13 protein-coding genes, 2 tRNA genes and 1 rRNA gene are annotated in these 26,789 nt (G+C 40.8%); 4 read left to right on the forward strand and 12 right to left on the reverse strand.

What is annotated here, in order from left to right; translation table 11 throughout:
• Nucleotides 1-794: 794 nt before the first annotated feature.
• Nucleotides 795-2,573, reverse strand: coding sequence for a sodium:solute symporter family transporter (locus L2672_RS04965; RefSeq protein ID WP_248994714.1), 1,779 nt, complete (start codon nucleotides 2,571-2,573; stop codon nucleotides 795-797).
• A 363-nt stretch (nucleotides 2,574-2,936) separates the two neighbouring features.
• Here L2672_RS04965 and L2672_RS04970 point away from each other — a divergent pair, with 363 nt between their 5' ends.
• Nucleotides 2,937-4,190, forward strand: a complete 1,254-nt coding sequence (locus tag L2672_RS04970; RefSeq protein ID WP_248994715.1) for an alginate lyase family protein — start codon at nucleotides 2,937-2,939, stop codon at nucleotides 4,188-4,190.
• Between the two features lie 168 nt (nucleotides 4,191-4,358).
• Here the strand turns inward: L2672_RS04970 and L2672_RS04975 are convergent, their stop codons facing one another.
• The 3 genes from L2672_RS04975 to L2672_RS04985 all read right to left on the reverse strand — a co-directional run bounded on the left by L2672_RS04975 (nucleotide 4,359) and on the right by L2672_RS04985 (nucleotide 7,957).
• Nucleotides 4,359-5,078, reverse strand: a complete 720-nt coding sequence (locus L2672_RS04975) for a 3'-5' exonuclease (RefSeq protein WP_248994716.1) — start codon at nucleotides 5,076-5,078, stop codon at nucleotides 4,359-4,361.
• A complete protein-coding gene (locus tag L2672_RS04980) occupies nucleotides 5,078-6,943 on the reverse strand; it encodes a putative nucleotidyltransferase substrate binding domain-containing protein (protein WP_248994717.1) in 1,866 nt (621 codons plus the stop codon). The genes L2672_RS04975 and L2672_RS04980 overlap by 1 nt, the downstream gene beginning before the upstream one ends.
• Before the next feature lie 75 nt (nucleotides 6,944-7,018).
• Complete coding sequence (locus tag L2672_RS04985; RefSeq protein ID WP_248994718.1) at nucleotides 7,019-7,957, reverse strand: polysaccharide lyase family 7 protein; 939 nt, start codon at nucleotides 7,955-7,957, stop codon at nucleotides 7,019-7,021.
• Nucleotides 7,958-8,263: 306 nt separating this feature from the next.
• Here L2672_RS04985 and L2672_RS04990 point away from each other — a divergent pair, with 306 nt between their 5' ends.
• From L2672_RS04990 to L2672_RS05000, 3 genes are all read left to right on the forward strand, one after another.
• The gene (locus tag L2672_RS04990) at nucleotides 8,264-9,817 is read left to right on the forward strand and encodes a polysaccharide lyase 6 family protein (protein WP_248994719.1); all 1,554 of its coding nucleotides are present in this window, start codon (nucleotides 8,264-8,266) and stop codon (nucleotides 9,815-9,817) included.
• Nucleotides 9,818-9,846: 29 nt separating this feature from the next.
• Nucleotides 9,847-12,447, forward strand: coding sequence for a hypothetical protein (locus tag L2672_RS04995; protein ID WP_248994720.1), 2,601 nt, complete (start codon nucleotides 9,847-9,849; stop codon nucleotides 12,445-12,447).
• A 79-nt stretch (nucleotides 12,448-12,526) separates the two neighbouring features.
• Complete coding sequence (locus L2672_RS05000; protein ID WP_248994721.1) at nucleotides 12,527-13,300, forward strand: oligogalacturonate-specific porin KdgM family protein; 774 nt, start codon at nucleotides 12,527-12,529, stop codon at nucleotides 13,298-13,300.
• A gap of 955 nt (nucleotides 13,301-14,255) precedes the next feature.
• On the opposite strand, the gene L2672_RS05005 is transcribed toward L2672_RS05000, so the two are convergent.
• The 8 genes from L2672_RS05005 to rrf form a co-directional block, all read right to left on the reverse strand.
• The gene (locus tag L2672_RS05005) at nucleotides 14,256-15,806 is read right to left on the reverse strand and encodes a polysaccharide lyase 6 family protein (protein WP_248994722.1); all 1,551 of its coding nucleotides are present in this window, start codon (nucleotides 15,804-15,806) and stop codon (nucleotides 14,256-14,258) included.
• A 258-nt stretch (nucleotides 15,807-16,064) separates the two neighbouring features.
• Complete coding sequence (locus L2672_RS05010) at nucleotides 16,065-17,891, reverse strand: S8 family serine peptidase (protein WP_248994723.1); 1,827 nt, start codon at nucleotides 17,889-17,891, stop codon at nucleotides 16,065-16,067.
• A gap of 890 nt (nucleotides 17,892-18,781) precedes the next feature.
• Nucleotides 18,782-22,018 (reverse strand): S41 family peptidase, encoded by a 3,237-nt coding sequence (locus L2672_RS05015; protein ID WP_248994724.1) that lies wholly within the window; start codon nucleotides 22,016-22,018, stop codon nucleotides 18,782-18,784.
• A 310-nt stretch (nucleotides 22,019-22,328) separates the two neighbouring features.
• Nucleotides 22,329-24,062, reverse strand: coding sequence for a class I SAM-dependent methyltransferase (locus tag L2672_RS05020; RefSeq protein WP_248994725.1), 1,734 nt, complete (start codon nucleotides 24,060-24,062; stop codon nucleotides 22,329-22,331).
• A gap of 219 nt (nucleotides 24,063-24,281) precedes the next feature.
• A tRNA-Trp gene (locus L2672_RS05025) sits at nucleotides 24,282-24,358 on the reverse strand.
• Between the two features lie 117 nt (nucleotides 24,359-24,475).
• On the reverse strand, nucleotides 24,476-25,441 hold the full coding sequence (gene dmeF, locus L2672_RS05030; RefSeq protein ID WP_248994726.1) for a CDF family Co(II)/Ni(II) efflux transporter DmeF: 966 nt from the start codon (nucleotides 25,439-25,441) through the stop codon (nucleotides 24,476-24,478).
• 818 nt (nucleotides 25,442-26,259) lie between these two features.
• Nucleotides 26,260-26,336, reverse strand: a tRNA-Asp gene (locus tag L2672_RS05035).
• A 77-nt stretch (nucleotides 26,337-26,413) separates the two neighbouring features.
• Nucleotides 26,414-26,529 (reverse strand): 5S ribosomal RNA (gene rrf, locus L2672_RS05040).
• Nucleotides 26,530-26,789: the final 260 nt, after the last annotated feature.

Raw genomic sequence — 26,789 nt, forward strand, 5'->3', positions numbered from 1 at the left:
CTTCATTTATATTGGTTTTTTCTGTAGTTCATAGCTTCAATCTAATCAATTGCCTGCCGCAGGCTATCGTGCAAGCACGACCGTGACACGCTGCAAGTTCGTCCCTGAAAGCTCGGCCATGACGAATAACATCCATGTTAAACAGCCAGTTCGGCATCCATGCCTCTCGCTCAAAGCGTTTCACACCGTGAAACTTCGCCATGTCATGGACGGTCACCGCCGCGCTTACACTTGAAATTTTCGCCTCTTCGAATTAGCCTCTTTTGTCACGAAAAGAAAAAAATAAAAAACAATAAAACACAACTGAGCACTTTTAGACTCAATTTGAATTGAGGGCATCGAGAAAAGCTCGTGAGCTTGGCATGGATGCCAAGCTAGCTTACGTTAGGCCACGGTCACTCCTTGGCATCCCTGCCACCGTGACATTTGTAAATCCATTTACTTCAGATACCTATCGGAAGCGTTAGAGAGATTTTGTATTAGCCGACAATGACCGAAGGCAGATACCAATGAAGTTAAAAGCTGGATCAATCCCCATCGAAAATTATGCGCTCTTCAGCATTTTTCGTCTGGGGCGGCAGGGCCAATTTCTTTAATAAAGAGTATAGAGGGTATTGCTGTTGATACCCTTTTGGCCGGTGCAGGATGGAATCCTGCGATGTTAATCCAAACGGAGTTTGGAAAACTTGTACTCTATATTTAGTACGAATGAAGCACCACTCCGTTAGAGCCGAAAATAAAAAAACGCAGACCGGAGTCTGCGTTTTTTATTGTTTCAATATCTTATCGATAGATTACGCTGTTTCTGAGTTTGCTTCTGCGGCGTCTTTTTCAACACTGCTATCTACTGCATTAATCAGTAATAAGCCCACTGACAATACAATTGCACCACACAGAACAAAGATGCCACGTCCCCATAACGGATTAGGTAAGATGAACATCGCCATCACAAAGATACCGGCTACCGCAATAAGCGTTCCTAACATACGACGTTGTTTGTTATCTAATTGCTTCTGAGCATTGCCTTCTGAAACGAGTGGTGTCGCTAAGTTTTCGAAGAACTTATCAACATTCTTCTGACGCTCATCACTTAATGGCTTGTAGAAGAAAGTCGATGCTAAGAAGAAGCCAGCGGTGAAGATCATATGACCAATCAGACCAATAGCTACTTTAATTTCAGACCACTCACGACCGGTTAACGCTTGGTCTAAACCTAATACGTTTTGCACCATATCGGCAGTAATCACAAAACCAACAATGTAAGAAACAAAGCCACCTACAACTAACGTACCCCATGCTGCCCAGTCAGGCGTTTTCTTAATAAAGAAGCCACAGAATGCTGGAATAGTCATTGGGAAGCCAATAAGCGCACCAACATACATCATGGTGTCAAATAAGCTTAAGCCTTTTAGCGAGTTGATAAATAATGCCACTAAGATAATTGCCACACCAAAGAAGGTAGAGGCTAACTTAGACGCGAACATTAACTCTTTTTCGCTCGCTGTAGGACGTAATACTGGCTCGTAGAAGTTTTTAACAAAGATACCAGAGTTACGGTTTAAGCCTGAGTCCATAGATGACATTGTTGCGGCAAACATAGCGGCAATTAATAAGCCCACCATACCTACTGGCATGTATTCTTGAACAAAGTATAGGTAAGCGAAGTCACCTGCTTTGCTACCTGCTTCTGGGTAAACTGCTGCTAAATCAACACCTGCACCCGCTAAATACCAGCTAGGTAAGAACCAAATAACCGGACCAATACTCATTAATACACAAGCTAATAATGCGGCTTTACGTGCATTGTTAGAATCTTTAGCCGCAAGGTAACGGTAAGAGTTCAACATGTTGTTGGTAATACTGAACTGCTTTAAGAAGATAAATACCGCCCACACAGCAAAAATGCTCATGTAGTTCAGGTCGCCACCGGTCATAAACGAGTCTGTTGGGAAGTTATCAATAATGTTGGTGATGCCGCCACCATGTACATATGCGGCTACCGCACAGGTAATGGTAACTGCCATAATGATGACCATTTGCATAAAGTCAGATGCAATAACCGCCCATGAGCCACCGGTTACCGACATAATAAGTACCACTAAACCAGTAAGAATAATGGTTGTGGTCATGTCAAAACCGAAGATACCTGATGCAATAATAGCCAAACCATTCAACCAAATACCGGCTGAAATCACACTGTTAGGCATGCCTGTCCACGTGAACACTTGCTCGTTTGCATTACCAAAGCGCATTCTAATGGCTTCAATCACGGTCACTACACGCAACTGGCGGAACTTAGGAGCGAAGTAAACGTAATTCATTAAGTAGCCAAATGCATTGGCTAAAAATAAAATCGCCACTGCAAAACCGTCTGAGTAAGCTTTACCCGCGGCACCTGTAAAGGTCCATGCACTAAACTGTGTCATAAAGGCAGTTGCGCCTACCATCCACCACAACATACTTCCGCCCCCACGGAAATAGTCACTGGTATTACTGGTAAACGTTCGGAACATCCAGCCTATCGCAATTAAGAATAGAAAATAGATACCAACAATAAGTGTATTTAGCTCCATTTTTATAACCTTATCTAAAGTAGATTTATGGGAACCAGAGTAAACCCCAACGACAAATCTCACTGGGACGACATATAAAATGTGCAAACTTAAAGGTTAAACCAATTGCTTTTTTAACATTGAAGCAATCAACCATCAAATTTCACAGGAATGATATTAACATAATACAATATGAATTGTGCGACACATATCAAATTTCATCACACAAAAAACGATTTTGCGCACAACAACATGCCAAACCCCTGCTGCGCGGGGCTTTAAGCCCTACCCAACAAGAAAGAACATATCAAAATCCATGATCAAACTCACTGAATTGATGTCGTATTATGCTATATTTGTATTACTTATTAAAAGGGGGAGTAAATGAAAATTACAAAAAACCTATGTACCGCGGCATTATTAAGTGTCATGGCAAGCAGTTCAGCTTTTGCCGCTAACTTTGTTTTTCTGGATGAAGATACTTTGGCCGCAAGTCGTGCTCAATTAAACTCAGAAAACGCCACTACCTCAATGAAGCAAAGCTATCAACGCTTACTTGAGGAAGCCAATCAAGGGCTAAAAAGTGACGTATTTAGTGTTGCCCACAAAGGCTTCACTCCTCCCAGTGGTGACAAAAACGACTACATGAGTATTAGTCCGTACTGGTGGCCAGATGAGAGCAAAACTGATGGCTTACCTTGGATCCGTTTTGATGGGAAAACAAATCCAGCCTCTAAATCTGATGAAACCGATTCAGTGCGAATAGGTACCTTTACTCGTACTGTTCGGGCATTAGCTTTAGCTTATTACTTCAGCGAAGATCAAGCCTATGCTGACAAAGCCATCGAGCTGGTTCGCACTTGGTATATTAATGAAGAAACCCGCATGAACCCTAATGTTAACTTTGGCCAAGGTGTGCCAGGCGTAGCAGACGGACGTAGAAGCGGAATTATCGACACTCGCACCTTAGTAGAGCGTAACCTAGACGCCATTGCTATTTTGTCTCAGTCTCCAACATGGACAGACAATGATGAAGCTGCAATTAATCAATGGTATAGCGAGTATTTAGACTGGTTAATTGTTGATGATTTAAGTGGCGGACCAAAAGGTGAAGCTTATGCACCCAACAACCACGGCACTTGGTACGACTATCAAGTGGCAGGTATTGCTTACTTTTTAGGTAATACTCATCTGACTAAGCAAATGATTCAAAAAGGTAAAGTGCGTGTAGATACTCAGTTTGCTAAAGACGGCTCGCAGCCACATGAAGCTCAAAGAACCCGTTCTTATCATTATCATTACTTTAGCCTTGATCCATTAGTCTCCATTGCACAGTTGGGTGATAAGCTAGATATCGACTTGTGGAATTACACCAATAAAGAAGGCGCTTCGTTAACATCAGCAATCGCATTTATGGTTGATTACAATGATCCTGCTGCTAAATGGCCATTCCCTGAAAAAGACACCCGTCGTATTGAACGTATGTCGCCACTTTATTTAAAAGCGGGTTCGGCATTAGATAAAGCTGAATGGGTATCAATGGCGCAAGCATTCGACTTCAACAAATTCACGGTTGAGAAGAATTTAGCCGAAGTGTGGGCGCAACGTGATATTGAACTGCTTTATCGAGTGAAGTAATACGGCCACACCCTTAGTAAGGGCTAGCCTAACAAAAAGATGTCTCTTAATTAGAGTAGCGACTTACTGAGAATCTCAGGCTCAATTCACAAGGAAGTGAATTGAGTTTTATATGTAACCAAAATGATGTTTGCCGATAATGGGCTGAATTAAGGTATTTTACTGGTTTTACTTTCTTTGACTTAACCGATACAAGCGACCAAAACTGTCCTTACTCCCTCGGGATAAACGCTTTTGCTGTGCTAGCAGCAGTTCTGCAGCAGACAATGCATCCACCAGCGCATTGTGACTATTATATTCAGGTAAACCATAACGTTTACGCGTACCACCTAAGGTCAAATCCACTTCTGAATAGTGGTCAATTGCCGTGGCAAAATGCTTTTCTAAGCATAACGTGTCTAACCATAACAAGGGTAATGGCGGAACCTTCCAATACTTTCTGGCGTATTCATTAATAAAGCTAGCCTCAATCATAGTGCCATGTGCCACCAGAATTTTATTCCCTAGCTGACTGATACCATAATTCATAACATCATGAAGCGAAGCACCATTCGCTAACATCTGTGGCGTAATATGATTGATCACGGCAGACTCTGGTTTCACTTTATCGCTATTTTGAATATATACATGGCGACTGCTGGTCAAATCGATTTGCAGATTACTGACCTCTACCCAACCAAAACTTAATATTTCATCTTGTTTGGGGTCAAAGCCTGTTGTTTCAATATCCAGCACAATAAAGCTTAATTCAGCACATTTAGCCTCTAAACTGGGTAACTCACAAGATAATGACTGTTTTAGCAGATCAGGGAGTTGATGCGTTTTAAGGTAAGCTTCGCGTTGACGCTGTAAACTTGATAGCGGATGAAAATAATCAAATATGGCCATTAGTGGTTTCCAAAGCGCAATTTCGCCGCGTCTTGCTGGTCAGCAATAATTCTAAAGGCATCTTTTAAATGTTTGCGCTCAAAACTCCCAAATGAATCAGGGTTGATATGGTTATCAGGTAGCTTACCTTCTTTTAATGCAGCAAGTTGATGGCCAAAACGGAATGATAAAATAAATCGATACGCCCCCATAATATTCTTAAAGGCATCATCACTTAATACCCCCGCTTTTTTAGCTGCTTCAAAACGGGCTTCGGTATGCAACGCATCGCTGCCCACCGCTAACGCATAAATACGGGCAAGGTCGATAATTAAATTAATGGCGTATTTTTTAATATTTAAGGTTTGCTTGTTCTCGCCACTTTTTTCCAATACCAACGAGTTAAAAATTCCTAACGGCGGGTTAGTATTGGTGGCATCTTTAACCAGTATGCCTAAAAACTCTTTGTTATTGCGTATATGGGTATGCATACATTCATGTAGTTGTTTTTCAAATTGCGGATTTCCAAATACGGTTCTAATTTCTAAAAACACACTAATATTAAGCAGACGCTCATATTCTGGATTGGCAACCCACTTTTTATAATAGTGCTGCCACATATTCAACGGCTGACACCATTTGTCAGTAGAAGCCATATAATTGCCTGTACACAAAGGGTAGTCACAACGGTCAAGCCCTTGGGTAACAAACTCAGCTAAATGCTTAAAGTAAATGCGGTCATTTGCCGTAGCCTCATCAGAAAGCACTATGGCACTATCTTGGTCAGTTAAACAATGCACCTCATTGCGGGCATGAGAGCCCGCTACAATCCATGAAAACTCACAAGGTGGCTCACCCAACTTATCAATCATAATATTGATTAACCGGCGGGTATAAGCATCAAAAATCATCGCCATCACTTTGCCAATAGTTTCAGGCACCACCTTACCTTCCACTAAGGCTTCAAAGATGGCTTGGCGTTCAGCGGTTAATTCTGCAAGTTCATTAACACTGACCGCATATTTAATTTTTTCAATTAAGAAGATAGCCTGCATACGGTGGTTTTGGACCAAATGCGAGGTGGTTAACAAGCCAACGACCTTGTTGTCTTCAACAACCGGTAAATTGCGCACGTTGTATTGCATCATAAGTGATGCAGCATGAAGCACTAAGTCGTCTGGGCTAACAATGAGTGGCGTTGATGTCATTACCCCTTTAATAGGTAAATCAATGGGATAACCCTCAGCAATAACCCGTTTAGTCATGTCGCGATCAGTAATTAAACCTACAATTTGATCGTTCTCATAAATGACCGCGCAAGAGGTACGTTTTATCATGCGCATTTCGTGTGCCACAGCTTGAATGCTCATATCGGCAGTGACCACCGCAATTCGGCCACTGGCCACATCTTTTACTTTACGAATAAACAAGCCTTTTTCGCGATTAGACCACACCACATCTAACGCAGAATTCAGCCTCACCTGTGCTTGCGAGGCAAAGTGTTCAGCATATTCTGGGGTTTGTTTAAATAAGGTTTGCAAAGCAGAGTGAGGAATTAAATACAGCAGACAGTTTTCAATGGCAATGGCTTGATACCCTTGTTCATCGTTAACCTCAGAATCTAAAAAAGTAAAACCAAATAAATCTTCAGACTCTAACCGAGCCCGCAACACCCCGTTTTTCTTACGCTGCTCCATCTCACCGCTGCGGATAATATACAAGTGCTTTTCTTGTTTATCAGAAGAAAGGTCAACCACTTCCCCTTGTCCAACATAAATAATCTTTATCTGTTGAGCCAGTTCACGCACGACAGCTTTAGGCAATTTGTCGAATGGATCAATTTGCACTAAAAACTGAGTCACATTAGGAAGTAGAGATTCATCCATTAGGGTTAACCTTTATCAATGTCTATATAAGATGTCCTGAAGCGGAGTTATCCATTCCCCCTCAGGTTAAGTGTATTACGGCTTATGTGTCACTGTGACATCAGTAAAGCCCACTTCAAATATCTGCCCGCTATATTCACTAGACGTTTTAATTTGTGGGTAAATACCCGCCTTAAAATAATAGTCTTCATTTAGCCATGCAGTATCAAGTGTGTACATTTTTCCATTATTCGCTTCAACTGGCTTGCCCCATTCTAAGGTGCGCTCTGTTTTATCACCTTCAACAATGGTCTGTAAGGTGATGCCAGTTTTATCGACATAAATTTGATATTGCCAGCTTTGATAGGCTTTAGCCTTACCGAGTTCAATACTAAAGGGCTGACAGTGATCGCAAGTTCCATTATTCGGCACAAAGGTGTCATTTAAAATGACTCTAACGGGTTTGTCATCGCCTTCCCACAACACTTTAACTAAAGCTTGCTTAATATCTTTACCATGTACTTGGCCAACAATCACCTTCGGGTCGATGCCACTAATTTGCGGGTAGTTAATAATATTCAACGTTGAGTCTAACTGATGTGAACCCGTTATAGACCAGTTTTGATTCGATGATGAACAACGGTTTTGGCTATCAAAACGATATAATTCACGTAGCTCTGAACGAACATAACTAGTATTGGGTGTTGTTGCACCATCAATGCCTAAATCCACCTTAAATACCATTTGCGATGGATTAGACTCAGTCCAAAAGTAAGCAATATCAGTATCATTCGACAAGGTTTGATTATTACTACAGGTTGCAGGTATTAATTCAGCAGCACTACTACCACCAGAACCATAAAAGCTATCACGGCTTTCAGGAATGGTTAATTTCCATTGTTCTATATTCCACCCACAATCATCACACGGCGGTAACTCTGGGTCGACTCCAGGCCCTTCTCCTGGAGAAGAAGAACCCCCACAGCCAGAAATCACCATTAATATGACATATATAACAAAAAATCTTAAAAACATGACACCCTCCACTTAATTTAATAATACAATACCACATTAAAATAGGTGGATATTAGTGCTTAATCATACTTAACCACAATCGAGTGTGACTAATATCAATATTTTCAACAAATCGACACTCACTGTGATAAAAACATGTTCAAATCCGCTAACGACGTGTTAATTGATAGTGAACAAGCTATAAGGTTTAGTTAAAAATAATCCACTAAATAGACGAATTATGAAGATCCTCACAGTTTTAAGTGCAAAAATATTAATAATACAAATAAACTAGTTTCTAGTAATACAAATAACGGGGTAGACAGTATGAAGAAGAGCATTATTGTTACGGCAATTTCATTAGCTTTGCTAGGAGGTTGTGCCGCAACAGAGCCTTCAACTAAGGTAGCTGAAACAGCAACAATCAATGTTGCCATGGCAGAAAAGAACGATAAAACGATTATTGATTCTGCATTATTACAAAACCAAGACGCTGCAGCATTAAAAGCCAAAATTCAGCAACTAAAGGATGGGGAAACCTTAGTTATTGAACCAGGTAAATATGAAAACTTAGGTAAGTTTGATATTAAAGCAAACAACGTCACAATTAAGGCTGCAACCCCTGGTAATGTCTGGTTTACCGGTCTTGTTCAACTTAATCTACGTGGCAACAACATCACCTTAGATGGATTAGTATTCACCGAAGGTGGCCCGGCAGAAAGAATGGGCGGTGTTGTTTTTAGAGGTGACAACAATACTCTAACCAATTCTACTTTCTACTTCTTCAACGACGACTACGAATACCTTCCTGACGCCAAACGTGCTGAATACCCTAAATACTTGTGGATTTCGTTATACGGTAAGCACAACAACCTGATTAATAACACCTTTGAAGGTAAGCACAAACGTGGAACATTAATTGGCGTTCAAAAAGCCAAAGGCGACACGACTGCTGACTTCCATACCATCAAAGGTAACCTTTTCTATAATCAGCAACACAATCAATTTAATGAATTTGATAACCAAGATGCTGTTCGTTACAACGGCAACAGCTGGGAAGCCATTCGTTTAGGTGATTCAAAAAGTTCTATTTATGACTCTAAAACATTAATTGAAGGAAACCTATTCCTTAAATGTGACGGTGAAACAGAACTTGTATCGTTAAAGTCAGGTGGTAACACTCTTAGAGGCAACACCTTTATTGAAAATGCTTCAATGATTTCAATGCGTCATGGCAAAAATAACATTGTTGAAGATAACGTTATTTTAGGTAATGGCAAAAGAATGTCTGGTGGCATTCGTTTTTACGATGAAGGCCACATTATTCGCAATAACTACATTGAACGCGTGATGGGAACCGGTAATGTTCGTGGTGGTTTAGCTGTAAATACTGGTATTACTGATGTTGTTAACGGCGAAGCATTATCAAATGACGTTAAAGGCAAAGAGTTAAACAAACAGGCTACACCTTATAAAGTCACTATTGAAAACAACTCAATTATTGATTCACGCCAAAACATTCTTTATTCAGACAAAACTCACCGCGTAAGTCTTTACGACAACGCTAAAGTGACCACCGTATTTGCGGGTACAGATTTAACCTTTAAAAACAACCTTTCTTACGCTAAAGCCAGTCGCACATTAGCGTTAACAGGCAATGAAAGTACCGCTCCATTAGTCAACCCAACTTACGAGAACGACTTGTACTTTGGCCCTGTGGCTGGCGTTGAACTGCCTTGGGATGGGGTAATTTATCGTGATCCTAAGTTAAAGCGTTCTGAAAATGGTTTATTAGAACCCACCAACTTTGACGGCGGCGCACGAGGGTTAAAAGTATTAACCACGCAAGATACCGGCGCTTCATACCAAATTAAAAAATAAAATAATTAACTTTAAAATAGGTAGTAAAGATGAGAGTGAATAAATTATCAGCACTAGTTGCTATGGCATTATCAACCACCGTGTTAACCGGCTGTGATTTTTATGATGAGCCTCCAGGAAACCCAGGTACAGATCCAGGAAAGCCACCTGTAATAACACCACCAGATCAAGCTGACTTTGTTGCATCTTCAGAAGCTGAGTTAATTGCTGCAATTAACGATGCTGAAGCAGGCCAATATATTGGTTTAAACACTGAAGGTGACTTTGCTAACGTGGGTCATATTATTATTGATAAAGCCATTACGTTAATCTCAACCAATGCAGATGGCGACATTGACGACCCAGCTGACGCTGGAACAACAGAACTTGCACAAGCAGTATTCTCTGGCGCAGTGTGTATTGATATTCCGACTGCAGCGGCTGAAACACTTCGCGGTGGTGAGCAAGCACGTATTTCAAATATCCGTTTTGAAAACATTACCATGGACAGTTGCGGTAGTGACGATAGCTCAAACTCTATCATCAACATTGGTAAAGTCGGTAAAGATAAAACTTCTGTTATTCTAGACCACTTAACTTTTGACGGTAATAGTTTTAATGAGTCAACGGGTGACAGTGATGCGTGGATTTATTCACGTGGTTTAGTGGATATTTCAAACAGCAGCTTTACCAACAAGTCTGAAAGCGCTCAAAGCATGTTATACCTAAACTGTGGTAGCTCAGCTTCTCGTGGTGGTAGTAACAGCGACCCACGCGGCTCTATTATGACTGGTAACGTATTTGCTATGGCAGCAGCTAATGGCAGTAGTTCAACTAAAGCCGCTACCATTGGCGTTCCAAGTAACTTTGGACAAGATAACAAAAACTGTGCCGCAACTTTTACTGAAAATACCTTCACAAACTTTGCCGCTTTAATCAGTGAAAACGCGGATCCATCAACAGCATTATACGATGTGTTTGGTGACACCACTGAAGCTGATAACACCTTAGAAGACGGCGGTACTGACCCAGGGCAACCTGGTGATGTTGACCACACAGTAACTAACGTGACTGAACTTCAAGATGCCGTTGCTAACGCAGCTGCCGGTGATGTTATCGGTTTAACCACTGATGGTACTTTTGCTGATGTGGGTTTGCTAACACTAAGCAAAGCGGTCAAATTATTGTCTGTTGACGCAGAAGGCAATATTACTGATCCAATGACAACTCAAGCCACATTATCTGGCGCGGTTTGTGTTTATGTGCCTTCAGATTCAGTAGAAGACTTAAAAGGCAGCAATCAAGTTATTATTTCTAACCTAGCATTCAGCGATATCACTATTGATGAGTGTGGTACTGCTGATACCCAAAATGCCATTATCAACATTGGTAAAGTGGGTAAAGACAAAACACCAGTTGAACTAGAGTACTTAACCTTTAATGGTGAAGGCTTCCAAGAAACCACTGGTGATAGCGACGCATGGGTATACTCTCGTGGTTTAGTCGACATTTCTGACAGTGTGTTTGAAGGCAAGTCTGCAGATGCTAAAAATATTGTTTACCTAAACTGTGGTAGCTCTGCATCTCGTGGCGGTAACAATGAAGACCCACGCGGCTCAATGCTAACCGGTAACACATTTGGTCTTGCTGCTGACAACACTGCGGGTACCACAAAAGTTGCCACTATTGGTGTACCAAGCAATTTAGGTCAAGATAACAAAAACTGTGAAGCAACATTCAATGCCAATACAGTGAAAAACTTTGCTGAGTTAACCAGCGAAACTGATGACATTTCTACCGCACTTTATGATGTATTTGGTGACACTGAAGCTAAAGACAACATCCTTGATGACGATGGCGGTACAGACCCAGACCCAACTTACCCAGAAAACGTTGAAGCGGTTAATGCCGCTATTCAAGCAGCAACTGCAGGCGAAACCATCACTTTAGGTGCAGCGTATGACTACTCTGCAGGCGTTATCACTATTGATCGCGCTATCAAGCTTGTCGGTGCTGAAGGCGCAAAAATTTCAGGCAGTGCATGTATTGACGTGCTAGACGGTGCTGCTGGGGCTGAAATTTCTAACCTTAGCTTCACCAACGACCAAATTGTTAAATGTGGCACAACCGGTGACGCTAGAGAAGCGGTGATTAATGTTCAGAAAGTTGGTGAGACTGACCAGCCAATCTTACTGAAAGATTTAAGCTTCGATGCAACCGGTATCACTTCACAAGATCAAATTGAAAACAAAGGTGCATGGATCCGTTCATACGGCTTCATCAACCTAACAGGTAGTGAGTTTATTGGTCAAAGCCGCAACCTCCAAAATGACTTAGTGAAGCTAACTTGTAGCTCTAGCAAAGGCAGAATGGGCACGTTAATTGATGGCAACACCTTCTCAATTACAGGCGACGGCACTAAAGAAACCGCTGCCGTTAAGATTGGTGATTCTAGCGGTGGCGCTATTAAAGATGCAGACAATGAAAATACCTGTGCGGTTACGGTAAGCAACAATACCTTCAATGATTACAGCCAACAAGAAGTCAATAATGTTGGTACAGAAGGTCTTCGTGACGCAGCTATTTTTGGCCGCTTACCTGCTGAAAGTACCAACGTATTTACCGATAACAACTACGTTACTAACCCATAAGCATCATTAATTCAGTATTTAAAAGGCATGTGCTTAGCACATGCCGGGTATTGACTACCTTAAAAGAAGAACTTTAAACATGAAAAAATCAATATTAGCTTTAAGCGTATTAAGTGTTGTTGGTGGCAGTGCGTTAGTTAGCACCTCAGCAGAAGCAAGCACCACGATGACCTTTAAGTGGGAACATAAATTATTAGATGGCCGAACTGATCGTCCTAAATTTGAACTAAGCCATAGAATGGACAACGGTTTTGCTTTTGGTTTTGAACAAGTTTGGCAGTTTGACCGCAGTAAACAAGAAACTGAAGTCGGCTTTGCACCAGAGCAATATGAGTTCACTTTAAAAACCGGTTACAGACATAGATGGGGTGATCGTAACGAGCATGAAGTTGGCCCATTACTTGACTACCAAGTAAAAGAAAACGCTAAGAAAATTCGTTTTGGTGCATTTTATGGCTACCGCTTAACGAAAGACTTCAGCATGAAAGTCCGTGCTCGTTATTCTGGCGACCTAGAAAGAGTTAGTGTGGGTAGCGGTACTTACGATGACGCAGTGGGTAAAGAAATGCGTTATGACCTTTGGTTAACCTACCGTTGGAATAACTTTACCTTCGTATGGGATGCCATTTACAAAGACAAACTTGACGACAACGTCTTTGACAACAACAAAGAAAATGTATGGGAGCATGAGTTAAGCGCTGAATACCGCCTAGCTGATGCCCGTGCACACGCATTCTACGGTAAGTTTAAATACAAGGCTGAACTATTAAAAAATAGCCATTTAAACAGCGATTACGACTGGTATGGCAAGCGTGACAATGCCATTGAATTTGGTTACAAGTACCGCTTCTAAGTACACAATATTAAACCCAAAAAGCTAATCATTTGATTAGCTTTTTTTATGCGCTTAGCATGGTAACTAAGTAAACAACAGTTCGTTGTTGAATACAGATTACGGCCCAAAAACATTGCCGGAATGACGTGAGATAAAACAACAGTGCGTCATCCTCGAGATCTGTTATCGAGGATCTGCTTTTTTGGCTACTGAATGCAGATTCCGGCCCAAAAGCATTACCGGAATGACGTGAGGTATAAACCTTGTCGGAATGACGCGTGATAAAACAACAATTCGTCATCCTCGAGATCTGTTATCGAGGATCTGCTGTTTCGTTGTTGAATGCAGATTCCGGCTCAAAACCATTACCGGAATGACGAAAGATGTACCGTTCCGGAATGACGTGAGCTATAAACCTTGTCGGAATGACCAGTAATAAAACAACAATGCGTCATCCTCGAGATCTGTTATCGAGGATCTGCTGTTTCGTTGTTGAATGCAGATTCCGGCTCAAGAACCTTACCGGAATGACGAAAGATGTACCGTTCCGGAATGACGTGAGCTATAAACCTTGTCGGAATGACGCGTGATATAACAACAATTCGTCATCCTCGAGATCGGTTATCGAGGATCTGCTGTTTCGTTGTTGAATGCAGATTCCGGCTCAAAAGCATTGCCGGAATGACGTAAGATGTACCGTTCCGGAATGACGTGAGCTATAAACCTTGCCGGAATAACCAGTGATATAACAACAATGCGTCATCCTCGAGATCTGTTATCGAGGATCTGCTTTTTTAGTTGTTGAATGTAGATTCCGGCTCAAAAGCATTACCGGAATGACGCGTAAAAAAACCTTACCGGATTGACGTGAGCTATAAACCTTACCGGAATGACGCGTGATAAAAACCACTTCATCGTGCTAGCAATGTCAGCATAACAAAGTGGTTTTCTGCCGTTAGATTTACCTTGTCAGTTATTTAAATACGTAACTAGGACCCGCTTCGTCAGCCGTAACCAAAGATAACTTAGTTAAATCTGCACCTACATTATCTTGTTTAGGTATTTCGGTATTAAAACCACTGACCTTAGCTTGATTATCAACTTGACCTACATAAAACTCTTGCTCGTAGGTCGAACGAGTTAATGGGTATTTTTGATTGGTTTTTAACGCTACCGCATCAGGCTTTGGCGCATAAACAAAATTGGCTTTAAAGTGAATGTTGTCACCCGCAAAAATGTTTTCCACTTCTGCGTTATTAAATAGGCTCACACGATGAACTTGATCACCATGAATAATACCCCACTGATTATCAATCAAGCTATTATGGCTGACGGTAATATTCTTAGGCGTCCACTGCTTGTTAAGCTCTTTTCCTTTGACCTTTTCAGACAGTTGCTCATTATTTTCAACATCAATAATGCCAGTGTTGATCACTATCGCCCCGCGTAAATCAGCATTACCTTTAATGCCGCCATCTTTACCGCTTAAACCACGAATAAAGTTATTACTGATCACATGGTCTTCATCATAAACCCGAATACCGCCAGTGAGGTTTTTACCATTACCTAAAATAATATTATTAGACACCTCATTCGCTTTACCGTGACGTAATGAAATCATCGAGCTAGATTCAAAAATAGTGTTACCGTTGATTTTATTGTGACCCGACTTAACTGAAATCAGCTCACGCTCACCGTCCATTCCCACCATTAAATTATGGCTAAAAGAGGTATTTGAAGGGAATTGTGAAGCTTTAGAGTCGCCAATGCGAATGGCTTCCCAACTATTGGCGTTGTATCGAATAGCATGTTCAATGGCAAACTCATTGAATTGATTCGGCTGCATATTATAAAAAATATTATGCTCAATAACATGGTTGTCAGGGGTATCGTCTTTTTGTACCCCTATTAACGTGCCTCGCTTGAGTTTACCTTCAAAACGATTATGGGTAACGGTGGCATTTTTACCCCAAATTGACAGCCATAAATAGCGCGGATACTCTTCACGCGCTTCATCTGGCTCATAAGGATAATCATGATTGAAGTCTTTAAAAGTCGAATTAACAAGGCGGTTATTATCTCCCATCAGTTTTATGCCGCCAAAGCGCTCTGCTGGGCCACCATTGGTAAATACTAAGCCATCAAGGCTAACATCATCACCTTTTACAACTAACTGAACTAGACCAGAAAAAACCACCTTACCAGGCTGTCTTGCTTGAATTTTCAAATTATTAGCCGTAATAATGACCTCCCCTAAATGCGAATATTCACCGTCTGCAATAATAATTTCAGCACCATCTGGAGCCGTAGTTAACTGTTGACGTAACGCGACAATCTCTTCATTTGAAACGGGGTTAATGTCACTGGCATTAACCACAGTATGACGATCACTGTGCAATAACGTTTGTTGCTGAACGTTATCAAAAAGAGACAAAGATTGTTGAACATTATCCGCTGTTGATGCCAACGTAGCAGTTGAATATAAAGCGATACTACAAGCACTAAATAAAAGCGATTTTTTCACCGTCACACACCTCGTTTAACTCGATAGTTGAAGTGTGTTTATAGCACATGAATAGAGTTATTTGTATTATCATAAAACAAATATTAGAACCGGTTATCAACTTTGATAATTTGAGGAGCCCAGCTTATAAACTGGACGCATTAACATCGCCTTTTGTGAGCGTGATTAAATAAATTTTGAGCAAAAAAAAAGCCAGTCTACTGGCTTTTTTTAACATTCAGTGGCATATATTACTGGGTTTACACCTTAATAATGCACTTAGAAAGTAATAGACTCTTCAGCACTACAAGTTGTTGTGCCTGCTTCACATACTTTATAGGTGTAGCTAAGAGTAGACTTAGTGTTTAATGAGTCAGTGTAAGCACCATCATTTGCTGTAGTCGCAACATTATTGCCGTTGCGATACACATCAACATCACTACCTGATAACCCTGCAAAGCTTAAATTGATGAACTTAGCGCCTCTACTCTTCACGCCATTTAGGCTCAAAGTAATATCGCCACCAGTAGGAGGTGGGGTGACGCCGCCTTCACAACCATTAGCAGTTAAATACGCATGCGCTGCAGCCGCTTTAACAATACCATAGCCAAAGTAAACGTCTTTGCCTGCAGCGCCGGCATCTTCAGCTGTCGCTTTAAGTGCTTCACGAATTTCAGTACCGGTACATTCATTGTGCTGAGACCACACTAAGGCTGCAACACCTGAAACAGCTGGTGTAGCCATTGATGTACCACTCATAAAGCCAAAGTCAGATGTACCAATATTAATCGCCATTGTAGACGCCGCAAGCAATATTGCTCGGTCTTCCAATGCAACTCCAACTGCCGGAATCGATGTCGTGTTTGCCTCACCTAAAGTGGCATAAAGCATACCGGGCTCATTATTAATGATAACCGCTCCCACACCGCCCGAAGCTTCACAATTTGCCACTTTATCGTGGAAAGAGATTGCACCACGGTCAATAACACAAATATTACCATTAGCCGCGCTATCAACAGCTTCAGCAGTGCCCATAAAGTAGGTTGAACCTGTAACGCTACCTGCATTCTCCATAGAAGAAGAGGTGATAAATCCACCATCTGCCGTTAACGAAGATGCGGTAGCCATACCCGCTGGGTAAGTTGATAAAGTATCTACACCACCTGCAGTGACTTCAACACAAATGGTTTCATCAGTAGTGGCACGACGGCCTTTACCTGAAGTACAAGAAGGGAATTGAGAGAAATCAGCAATGTTATTATTGGCATCATTTGCACCAATCATCATCACAGACGAGTAACCTGCAGGGTAAGAGCGAACATTGTTGCCATCATTACCCGCAGCAGCAAGCACTAAGCCACCCGCATCAGTGAAGGCTTCAAAGGCATTAGACTCTGTTGAGTTAGAGCCACCGCCCCCTAAACTCATACTGATAATATTCGCGCCAGCAGCACTACATAAATTTGCAGCATGGGCTAAATCAGATGAATAACCCCAGCCATCATCGTTAAATACTTTAATAATGTGTAAATCAACACCTGGTGCCATACCGACGACACCGAATCCGTTATCCGCTGCGGCAATGGTTCCTGCTACGTGTGTACCGTGTGGGCCACCGTTAACATCCCAACTACCGGTACCTGAATCATTGTCACCCGTGATATTATTCCACTCGAAATCAGTATTACTACGGTCTAAACCAGAATCAATCACACACACTTTAATGCCTGCATTTGGATTAAAAGTCACTTGATCAGCTTGTGATTGATATACTGCATATGGTGTCACTTGTTGGGTCATTGGGTCGCCATTATCATCAGCATAAACCGACATTAAATGACGTGGTTGGTCTAACTCAACCAGTTTAACGTGAGGGTTATTTAGCAGCCCTTTTACCTGCGCTAAGTCTTTTCCACTAAATGTTGCGGCAATAAATCCGTCACCATCAACATGAATTTGGGCACCTAATTGTTTTGCTAGCGCTTTAACTACGCCTTTTTTTTGTGGGTCTACTTGAATAACATAACGATCATTTGCTGCTTGTGATGAGGCACTTACGCCTAGCGAAAGAGCTAACATTGCACTTGAAAGAATAGATAATTTCATGATTTGTCTCTTTTTAGTTGTTGTTTTACCGCCAGCTACATTCGCCTGTCTTTGCAAGCTTTGGCAGCATTTTTTACAAGGTCGTCGGTGTAACAATTAAAAATGTATCACAATGTATCGGTGTTAACAATTTGTTAATTAACTTCAGTTTTATTGACTGTCAGCTAAATTGTACAAACTAGCGTTTGATTTTTTGAAGCAATAAACCCCAAAGCGGCACCTGAATTTAGCTTTTAAAAAACAACATGATAAGTAAATAGAAATATTAAAGAATATAGGATAACTACTAGATAACTGATTAATTAGATTCAAATTCCCACCGAGAAACAGTTAACATCAAGTTAACCTTTGTCCAATTATTGGTATGTCTAGAATTTTTTATTTTCTCAATATCAAAGGTCAGTAATACAGGCAGAACTTCAACTTAGTCCACAAGACCGCCCACATATTGCCTTGTGTTATAGGACACACAGAAACTATGCTGTGACAATGGTTAATAGATATGTCTCGGATGTCGTCTTTATCAAAAAAAGTCAGTACCAAGAAGGACTGACCTTTATTTAAACAAGAAGATATTAGAGGCGATGTTAAAGAGTTGCTCTAACACCTAAAACTACTTGTGTCCCAAACCTTTCTAGAAGTAAAAGTAAAGTCATACCCGATTTAACAAGAGATGCTTGGAAAACGGGCAAACCATTAGGCATAGTATCTTAGGTGTGTTATTTAAAGTTGCTATACAAATTCAGCATCGTAGTTTTGAAAATAACTAAAGAAAATAGTTAAAGGCTTAACATTGCTGCTAGGCCTTCTACATTTGGCAGGATGAAGGACTCAAACTGCAGTCCTCCCTTACAATATGGTCGATATAAGGGATGCTGACAGTTTTAACACTATTGCGGATTAGGCACTCTAATCGGCGGTTCAGGCTGAGCCAATATGGGAGATTGATAATTTTTCAGCCCCTTCAGTGCTTCTGTTATAGCTTCGTCTAACTGTGGGTCTTGACCTTTAGCAGTTAGCTTTGTCCATTGTTCAACATTAATGTCTGGCTCAACCCCTTCATTTTCAACTTTCCAATTGGCTTTCAAATCATAAAAACCCGATCTGGGCGCGGTGATATACCCACCGTCCATGAGTGGAGGTACGCCCCAAATTCCCACTAATCCGCCCCAGGTTCTTTTACCAATAAGTTTGCCTAATTTATAGTGTCTAAACAGATAAGGAAGCATATCTCCCCCCGAGCCAGACACTTCATTGATTAACATAACTTGTGATCCCCAGATACCTGAGCCAGGGCTGGTTAGGGGAGAGTTATGATTAAATGGGTTGTTAAAGAAGCCATTTAAATCACGTCTTAATACATCAATTATATAATTAGCGATATAACCACCATGATTAAAACGCTCGTCAATGATCACCCCTTGTTTATCTGATTGAGAGTAAAAGTAACGATTAAAACTATGGTAACCTTCTTCAGCGGTATCAGGCACCCATACATAGGCCAGTTTTCCGTTGGACTTTTCATCTACATACTTTCGGTTCTGCTCAACCCAATGATTTCTTCTTAACGCGGTATCATCGGCAATCGGTATCACATTAAAAGATTGCGTTTTATTGGGTGATTGCCCTATCACTATCTGAGTTTGTTGGCCTAATGTACCTTCAAAGTATTGATAAATATTTTCTTTAGGGTCTACTTTCTGACCATTAACTTCTAATAAGTAATCACCTTGATTAATTTTGTGGGCAATTTTAGCTAACGGTGCGCTGTTGTTTTCCTGATGAAAATAACGCTCACCAGTATAAACTTTTGCGAGTCGAACCCCTTTGATATCTAACTCAAAATCGACGCCTAATAAGCCAATTTGATTATTGGCGACTTCTGGCATCTCACCAGACATAGTAAATGAGTGGCCAACCGAAACCTCTGCACCAATGTTGTCTAATAAGTATGTTAAATCAGCTGGATGCTTCACCCACTTAACAAGTGGACTATAAGTGTTATAAACATCCTGCCAGTCAGCGCCATGAAAATTATCAACATATAAATAATCACGCTGATAACGCCATGCTTCTCTAAATATTTGCTGCCATTCTTGTTGATAATTAACCTGTTTTGCCAGCTTAACGTTCAATACTTTATCTTCTTCACTCGAGCCAGTGGCACTATCAAACACTTTCCAGGTTTCGTTTGATTTTACTAAAACAAATTCTCCACTAGCAGATAGGCGATACTCTTTTACATCACTGGCTATAACCTGAATTTTTCGCTCCTCTAGGTTATAACGTATTAAGTCGACTTTAGGACTACCTGAGCTGTCAGAGTAATTAGATAGAAAGAATAGCTCGCCTGACTTACCAGCCTTTAAGTGACTAAAATGACCCGACTCTGATGATAACGGTAATATTCTTTGATTAAATTCAGCAAGCCCCACACTGACTTTCACTGTTGTTTCAGCTTGTTTTTTCTTATCAGATTTACCGTTACTTACTTCACTTTTTTGAGGTTTTTCTTCATCAGATTTTGGCAATATTGGGGAATCATGCTGACTATTTAACAGAGCATAATACAGTTGAAAAGTGGGGTTAAATGCAATTGTCGACATATCTAACCAAGCCGATTTAGGGCCGTAATTTGTGCTCGCTAAAAAGTAAATACGTTGACCATTTTTGTCCCATACGGGCGATCGAATCTCTGCAATACCATCGGTAACAGCTTGAGTTACCTGACTATCTATAGAGTAAATAAATAACTGGCGATTAAAGTTACTCTTTTGCTTAGCATACGCCACCCATTTGCTGTCAGGCGACCAAGAAGCCATAAATTCCGGTTCAGGATTAACCTCTATATTTTGATCTACAATTTTTGTAGTGCTATTGGTAACGTTAGCAACCCAGAGTTGTTGAAAATTATCAGAAAAAATGAGTCTCTTATTATCGGGAGACCATACTAAATGGCTATAATAACCTTTTCCCGCTAAGGTAATTTCCTGCTTTATTTTGCCTAGTTGATCTGCAACCACCAGTTTATATTCACCTGAATCATCACTAAACCAAGCAATCGATTGACCATCATGGGACCAAGAAGGAGACACTTCGCGGCTGCCTGCACTATTCGTTAAATTGCGCATGCTGCCAAATTCAACCGGGACAGTAAAAATATCTCCACGGGCTTCAAAAGCAACTCTTTTAGCGTTAGGCGATATATCAAATCCGAAAATTTGTTTAGTGGCATCAACATATTTATCTCTGGCCCAATAAAAATCGCCTTGTACATTGATATTAATCTTTTTGGCTGCTGCACTGCCTTGTTTATGATAAAGATCACCGTGATACTCATATACAAGGTTATCGCCGTTTACAGTAAACCCCATAACATCGAATTTATCTGTCTGAGTGACTTGGGTTACATCTTTAGCATTTAGCGAGTACTTGTAGACATTGGTATTTTTTGATCTATTTGATAAAAAGTATATTTCATCATTTTGCCACACAGGTGCAATTTCAAGATCATTATTAAAAGGCAGATCATACTCTTCGTTGTCAGTAAGGCTGATCACTCTTAATGCTTGATTCTGTCCACCTCGATAATTGCGCCAGCCTTTATCCCAAAGCCCTGAGCGTCTATATACTAACTGTGTTGAATCTGGTGAAAATGAACCATCAAACGCTCTATTCATCGGCAGCATTATGGGATTACCACCATTAATATCTATTTTATAAAGTCGCTCCCAAGGACGTGGAGCACTACTCCTTTGCGAGCGGAATAGAATAGTTTGACTATCATTAGACCACCCTACAGCTTGGTCTAATGATGGATGATAGGTTAACCTTTTCATCTCTGATCCTGCTGTACTCACCAAATATACGTCTTTGTTTCCAGCGTATTCCCCAGTGAAGGCAATCCACTTTCCATCAGGAGATATTTTAGGAAATGTTTCTTGCCCCTGAAAACTGGTTACTCTAACCGCATTCCCCCCCGCTAATGGGACTTTCCAAATATCATTGGCATAGGTAAAAACAAGCAAGTCGTTGTTTAAAGTAGGTTGGCGAAGTAATTGTGCCGCCATACTGACATTACTGATTAAAATGAATAATCCAATCAAAAAATATTTCCAGCACTTCATAAGTGTTCCCTGTCATGATGTCTTATACAACGACTATTTAGATTAAGTTGCTTATTTATTGAGTTAGTATAGACGAAGAGCAAAAAAAGACGCGTTGGAAGTAAGATAGTCAATATCCTTCTTCCAACGTCTGGAATATGGGAGGGAGAATTAAATTCAGTGTAGTAAATCGTCGACAAAACTTCGCGCTAGATGCCTTTACAACATAAGCAACACATTCAGGCCAATAAGCTAGATTTACCCAATTACAATTTCAGTTAATTGGCTAGAAGTAATTCCGACTTAATCATCTTTTATTGGATAAGGTGATTTACTGCCACTCAGATACTAACAACTTGTCTTTCACCCCATTAACCTGCAAAAACATTGCCTCAAACACCTCTTCAAAACTTGAAGTATTTGAAGATAAGCCCGGTAGCGCCATAATACTCTGTACCATGAAAATTGATTTATCTTGCTCGTTAATCCAAGCGTTCTGCCACCAACGTAGTACTCTGTCTTGCGACTTCTTTAATAAAAAAGCACTGGGCACACGATCTTTTTTATTAAGGTTTTCACTGATGGTTGTCGGAAATAAATTCCATAAATCATTATTAGGCCAATGTGAAAAAGGAATACAGTGATCGATGTGATACCCTTTATTTACGGATTTCCCACTCCATACAGAGTTAACTTCATGCTTAGAAGATATTAATTCGTCGACTCTTGCACGCACAAACTGGGTATCCCGTTTAGGGTCAAACCATTTTAATGCATGGTGATATTGCTCAAGGGTAACCTTACGCGACTGATTTAAAGAATAACTTTGCATTTGAGTTATCCACTGATTAACAATCAGTGGCTCGATCCAACCGCCAAACACTTTTAAACTCTGCCAGAAGCTTTCATCTAAAATAAACTCCCCAAATGAAGCTAAGTATTCTTTATCAATAAATACACTTGGCTGTTTTGCCACTGGCTTTTTTATTACTTGAAAATGTTTATCGGATTGATGTTTATGCCATAAATGTTTCACAGGCATATCACGAATGGTCGTTGCACAGTCAGCCAAAGAGCCTGTTACTGCTTTAGCAAGATCCCCAGTAAAAATAGCGCCTATACGGACATCATCAGCACTGACTTCATCAAGCGCATGCCAATTAGCTTTAACGAATCCTAACCCTTTCTGGCTGTTACTAGATTGCTGTATACCTGTGTGATGAATAGTGCTGTCAAAATCATTCTGAGGAGCAACGCTAGATAAGGGAAATGAAAGCAGGCGGCGATACTGCTTAAGCCAATATAAAGAGACTAGACCTAGCGGGATAGCAACTTTACCATCACTTTTATCAATAATGCAGCCCGGATGTCCTTCCGCTATTCGAACTAAGGATCGTAATAACGCCAGTTTGTAAGTGGCTACTTTACTATCATTGACTAATATGTGGCGAATTTTAAGTAATTCACCTGAACCGTCATCAGGTAAGTTCATTACCACAGTCTCCCAAGAGACTTGCTGACGATTTAAGTTATCATCAGCTTGCTTTGTATGAATAACCTGTAAACCGTAACAATGCGAATAGCCCTCTAATTCAGTAATACTCACAGGATAACTAACACGGCTATCGGTAAACTTACCATGTCTTAATGTAATAACTAATTTACCATTGGCTGCAAGTAAATTACTTAATTTGCGAAAAGCGCGCTCCCGATAAGAGGGGGCTAAATGCATCCAAACCGCACTGACCAGAATAACGTCAAAACGCAATCCTAAAGCTAATATATTCGTTAATTCCGGCAAGGTATCTTTTAACCAGATAACCTTATCAGCCTGTGTATATAATGCACCGGCTTTACGCATTTCAGTATTGGGCTCTAAGGCATACACCTCACAACCTTGCTGCGCAAACCATTTAGCATCACGTCCTGTACCTGCACCAACATCAAGTACTAGCTTATTGTCAGTAGGCCAATAGTTCTGCCAGGATTGGTGTACATCCTCAAACTGCTGTGAATTGTACTGAACACTTAACTCAGACACATTTTCAGTATAAAAATCAACCATTTCTATCTTTACAATTTTAATTTGATATTAGTCTGTCATATATTCAAACAGACTGGGAGTCGTAAAGGAATATATAATCAAATAGTTGTAGTGATTGTTTTTATAGCCCGAGTGAAATTGTATAAAAAGTACTGGTATTAATGAGGCAATAAGTTGAGCTTAGCGTAGAAAGTGCTTGAAAAGACAAAGGCCTAGCATTTCTGCTAGGCCTTCTAAATTTGGCAGGGGTGGCAGGACTCGAACCCGCAACCATCGGTTTTGGAGACCGCTGTTCTACCAATTGGAACTACACCCCTGTTGACGTGGGGCATTATGCTAAAACCAATGTAAAAGGTAAAGCACTTTTTCAACAAAAACCTCTAACTGAAGCATTTTCAGACAGCTTCAGCTATTTTATAGAAGTTCTTGGTAATTTATTTGCAGCCTGACAAATCACATTGGTGCACTTCTAATGTTATATGCTTAACTTGGGTGAACTTTTGTTTGAGGTGTTGTTTTAAATTTAAACTATCTAATTCTTCATGCGCTAAAACAATAGCAACTAATACTAAATCACTTGAGTTAACTCTGTTCATACGAAGATCGACAATATGAAGGCCTTGGCTTTGCAATTCATTGAATATATCTATTTGTAATTGCTGTGCCTGATGGTCACCTAACAAAATTGGCCCAGTATGCTTTAGCAAGCTCAAAGCCCATTTAGTAATAATTACCGCCCCTATAATCCCCATAATAGGGTCTAACCAATACCAGCCTAAGTATTTACCCAATATCAGTGCAAAAATAGCTAATAAAGACGTTAATGCATCAGCCAAAACATGCATATAAGCAGCTTTTAAGTTGTGATCTTGCACATGATGGTCGTGATGGTCGTGATGGTCATGATGGTCGTGATGATCGTGATGATCGTGATGATCGTGAGCATGATGATCTTTTAATAAGAAAGCGCTAGCAATATTTACAGTCAGCCCGATTACGGCAACTAGAATAGCCTGCTCAAATTGAATTTCATGCGGATTAAACAATCTCGAGAATGATTCTCCAAGCATAATAAGCGCAACTAAACCTAAAGCAATTGCACTGGTGTAACCGCCCAGCACGCCCACTTTTCCTGTTCCATACGTAAATTGAGGCGAATCTGCATGTTTTCGAGCATAGTTATACGCATACAGTGTAATCATGAAAGCAGCAGCATGGGTTCCCATATGCCAGCCATCAGCAAGTAATGCCATAGAACCATAAACCGTCCCTGCGACGATCTCTAATACCATAGTTACTAATGTAAGAATTAAAACGTACCGAGTGTTCTTTTCTCCATCATGATTGTGTTGATGAAAGTTGTGATGTTGAGACCATTTAGAAGTGTGATGGATTTGCATAAATTTGATCAATTCAGTGAATTCAGACTCTGAAACTGTATAACTTTTAAGAAAAAGTTAAAACACCGCAGTACAAAAATACTACAACCAAAACCCTTTAAGTTATACGTGCTACCTTTGACGAATCAATATTATATGAAGTAGTTCATAACGTTAGTAAATAGGTGTAAAGAGTTATTTGGTTTAAATTGCGGTAGAAACTGAATTAGATAAAGATAACAGCAGATCCTCGATAACAGATCTCGAGGATGACGAACTACGGCCGTTAAGCCCCGCTGTATGATCACAGCAACGCTCATATCAACCGTTAACTCTTAAAGCAGCTTATCATGATTCGGCTACATTCAACCCCATCATTCTGAGAGCACAAAGCCAACATCATTACGAAAACACTCAAGCCTCACCATTGTGACAACACTCAAGCCACGTCATTACGGCGCACTCAACCAACGTCATTCTGGCGACGCCTTTGGGCCGGAATCTGCATTAAGCAACTGCAGATCCTCGATAACTGATCTCGAGGATGACGAACTACGGCCGTTAAGCCCCGCCGTATGACCACAGCAACGCTCATATCAACCGTTAACTCTTAAAGCAGCTTATCATCATTCGGCTACATTCAACCCCATCATTCTGACAACACTCAAGCCACGTCATTACGGCGCACTCAACCAACGTCATTCCTGCGACGCCTTTGGGCCGGAATCTGCATTAAGCAACAGCAGATCCTCGATAACAGATCTCGAGGATGACGAAATGGTGAAATGACCCAAACGAAAAAAGCCCACAGCGTTAGCTGTGGGCTTTCATCTTAATGTTGGCGGAGCGGACGGGACTCGAACCCGCGACCCCCGGCGTGACAGGCCGGTATTCTAACCAACTGAACTACCGCTCCTTTAGACCGAAGTCTAAATTCTTTTTAAGTCGCTGATATGTCACTATCAGGAGACTATCTCTTTCGAGAAATTTGGCGTCTGGAAATGACCTACTCTCACATGGGGAGACCCCACACTACCATCGGCGATACTGTGTTTCACTTCTGAGTTCGGAATGGGATCAGGTGGTACCACAGCTCTATGGTCTCCAGACAAATTTGTTATCTAACCACTATCGCAGTTAAATATAATTCGGAAAACTGATTTGAGTTATCAAGTACATGGAAGTACTTGATGTCATAAATGCAGGAGCAATTTATGACCATACTATTTAAGCGCTTATTCTAAGACTAAGCTATTTCTTCATTACCTAATCGTAAAACCCATCTGGGTTGTATGGTTAAGCCTCACGGGTCATTAGTACAAGTTAGCTCAACGCCTCACAACGCTTACACACCTTGCCTATCAACGTA

Origin of the sequence: Shewanella gaetbuli (genome assembly GCF_023284065.1) — a bacterium.
Classification (GTDB): domain Bacteria; phylum Pseudomonadota; class Gammaproteobacteria; order Enterobacterales; family Shewanellaceae; genus Shewanella; species Shewanella gaetbuli.